The organism is Dyadobacter sp. (assembly GCF_051859145.1).
Taxonomy (GTDB): domain Bacteria; phylum Bacteroidota; class Bacteroidia; order Cytophagales; family Spirosomataceae; genus Dyadobacter.
The window spans coordinates 1-3,074 of sequence record NZ_JBHYGF010000452.1 but is presented as its reverse complement, the minus strand read 5'-3'; the positions used below and the strand labels follow the sequence as shown (position 1 = coordinate 3,074).

The window sequence follows — 3,074 nt, the reverse complement described above, 5'->3', positions numbered from 1 at the left end:
AGCTACTTCGCTGAATGGAAGCAGCGAGATCGTGGAAATGGACCGCATGCGGAAAATGATTGCCCAGCGGATGGTCGATTCCAAGCGGATTTCGGCACACGTAACTTCTTTCATTGAAACAGATATGACTCCTGTTGTTCAATGGCGCGAGCACGTTAAAAATGAGTACCGGAAGAAATCTGGTGACAGCATTACATTTACCCCAATCCTGATCGAGGCGGTGGTGAAAGCGATTAAAGACTACCCGCTGATCAATATTTCAGTAGAAGGAGACAGGATTATACGGAAAAAGGAGATCAACATCGGAATGGCGGTAGCGCTGCCCGACGGTAACCTGATCGTTCCTGTCATTCACCACGCCGATCAGTACGACCTACCGGGCCTGGCAAGAAAAGTGAACGAATTGGCAAAGCGTGCCCGTGAAAACAAGCTGAAAGCCGACGACCTTGCGGGCGGTACTTATACGATCTCCAACATTGGCGCATTCGCGAACTTAATGGGTACACCAATCATCGTACAGCCCCAGGTGGCGATTATGGCATTTGGCGCTATCAAGAAAAAGCCTGCTGTGATCGAAACGCCTCAGGGGGACTTGCTCGGTATCAGGAGCCTGATGTTTATCTCGCATTCCTATGATCACCGCGTAGTGGATGGTTCGCTGGGCGGCTTGTTCCTCAAACGCGTAAATGATTACCTTGAAAACTTCGATACGCAAAGAATTTTGATCTGATGCTGAGACTGACCCTGGACATGGACGATGTACTGGCGGATACACACGAGAAGCTGATCAGCATTGTCCTTAATGACTTCGATACGATCCTGACAGCCGAACAGCTGCGTTCCAAGGCGTTGCGTGAACTGCTCCATCCGAAGCAGATGACCAAGCTTAACAAAATCATAGATACACCGGGCTTCTTTGCAGATATCAAGGTAATGCACGGAGCACAGGAAACTGTTTACAAGCTGTCCAAATATTACGAGTTGTTTGTTGCTACCGCATGCATGGAATTCCCGACTTCGTTCCGGGATAAGTTCGATTGGCTCAAAAAGCATTTTTCATTCATTCCCTGGACCAACATTGTTTTTTGCGGATATAAAAGCATCATTCAGTCCGACTACCTGATCGATGACCACGTCAGAAACCTCGCTGCATTTCAGGGACAGGGAATTTTATTCACTGCTCCGCACAACCTGAAAGAAACCGGCTACAAGCGTGTTTCTGACTGGAATGAGGTTTCCGAGCTATTTTTACCTATCAAATGAAGCTACTACTGATTGAGGATGAACCGAAAACATTGCAGTCCATTAAGCAGGGACTGGAAGAAAACGGCTATGAAGTTGACATTGCGTACGATGGTCTGATCGGGAAACAGCTTGCGAAAAATAATGCTTACCAGCTCATTATCAGCGACATTATTATTCCTGGTATCAATGGTATAGAACTTTGCAGGGAAATAAGAAGCTGGGGAAACGAAACACCGATCCTGATGCTGACCGCGCTGGGTACTACCGACGATAAGGTAACCGGCCTCGATGCGGGCGCAGATGATTATCTGGTTAAACCATTTGAGTTTAAAGAGTTGCTCGCCCGTGTCCGTGCATTAACCAAGCGGGGCGCTGCTGTGGGGCACACTGCGCAGGTACTGCGTTTTGCAGATCTTGAAGTTTCTCTGGATGCAAAAACGGTTCATCGTTCCGGCAACAAGATCAACCTTACGGCCCGTGAGTTTAACTTGCTCGTGTACCTGATCCGCAACCAGGGCAGAGTGATTTCAAAAGTAGAAATTGCAGAACAGGTGTGGGATATCGGGTTTGATACGGGTACCAATGTGATTGAAGTTTACGTTAATTATTTGCGTAAAAAAATTGACAAAGACTATCCTGTCAAGCTCATTCACACCCTTTTCGGAATGGGGTACGTGCTTAAAGTAGAGTAACATGCAGATCCGCACCCGACTTACGGTTCAGTTTTCCTTGTTGGTAAGCGGTATCCTTCTTATTACGTTTCTCACTATCTACTATTTTTCCTACGACAACGTTACCAAAGATTTCTACGCGCGGCTGGGTTCCAAGGCGAAGTCGCAGGCAGAGCTGCTTTTGAAGGTACCTCAGGTGAATATCGAAGTATTAAAGGCGCTCGACGAAACGAATCGTGACCTGATTTACGACGAAAACACTTTCATTTTCGACGAGGAAAACCGGCTCATTTATAGTAATCTCTCCTCCCCCCAAACCAAGGCGCTGCACGTTTCAGATTATTGGCTCGATGAAATCAGGAAGTCGGGACAGATCCGGTATACTGACGGCGACTACAAAGTAGTGGGTTTGTACTACAAATACCCATTTAACCGGGCGGTAGTAATGCTGGGCGCCAAGGATTTATATGGCGAAGCCAATCTTTCCAACCTCAGCACATTACTCACAGTGCTTTTCTTCATTGTGACTTTCATCGTGGCAATAGTTGGCTGGGTTTTCTCAAAACGCGCGTTGCGGCCCATATCTAAGGTTATGAACTCAGTGGAACGTATCCTTCCTCAAAACCTGGACACGCGCCTGGAAGTACCTAATCAGAAAGATGAGATTGGTCGACTTACGACAACCTTCAACAAGCTGCTGGACCGGATTGAGACTGCATTCCAAATGCAGAAGATCTTTGTCGCAAATGTATCCCACGAGTTGAAGAACCCGCTGACCAAAATCCGGTCACAACTGGAAGTAAGTATGTTGAAGGAACGGAATGCTGCGGAGTACCAGGTTACTATCCTATCCGTTCTGGAAGATATTCAGGAACTGGCGCAGCTTTCGAATACCCTGCTGGAACTGGCCAAAGTGAGCGAGCATCAGCGTGAATTGCTGACAGAAGTTGTGCGGGTGGACGAACTATTGCTTGACTGTCGGCTCAACCTGGCCCAGGCAAATCCGGCTTATAACATTATTCTCAATTTTGATGAGCTGCCGGAAGATGATACCTGGCTGGAAGTAACGGGCAACTCAACCCTGCTGAAAACCGCATTCCTGAATCTAATGGATAATGCCTGCAAATTCTCAGACAACCAGGCAGTTCACATTAACCT

4 protein-coding genes are annotated in these 3,074 nt (G+C 47.3%); all 4 read left to right on the top strand.

The window, feature by feature from the left end:
- Positions 1-730: dihydrolipoamide acetyltransferase family protein (locus ACTIE6_RS21690; protein ID WP_439558621.1), on the top strand; the 730-nt coding region annotated here is incomplete at its 5' end.
- The gene (locus ACTIE6_RS21685) at positions 730-1,263 is read left to right on the top strand and encodes a 5' nucleotidase, NT5C type (RefSeq protein ID WP_439558620.1); all 534 of its coding nucleotides are present in this window, start codon (positions 730-732) and stop codon (positions 1,261-1,263) included. The genes ACTIE6_RS21690 and ACTIE6_RS21685, both read left to right, overlap by 1 nt.
- A complete protein-coding gene (locus ACTIE6_RS21680) occupies positions 1,260-1,937 on the top strand; it encodes a response regulator (RefSeq protein ID WP_439558619.1) in 678 nt (225 codons plus the stop codon). The genes ACTIE6_RS21685 and ACTIE6_RS21680 overlap by 4 nt, the downstream gene beginning before the upstream one ends.
- A 1-nt stretch (position 1,938) precedes the next feature.
- Positions 1,939-3,074, top strand: a 1,136-nt coding sequence (locus ACTIE6_RS21675; protein ID WP_439558618.1) for a HAMP domain-containing protein, incomplete at its 3' end; no start/stop codon positions are given.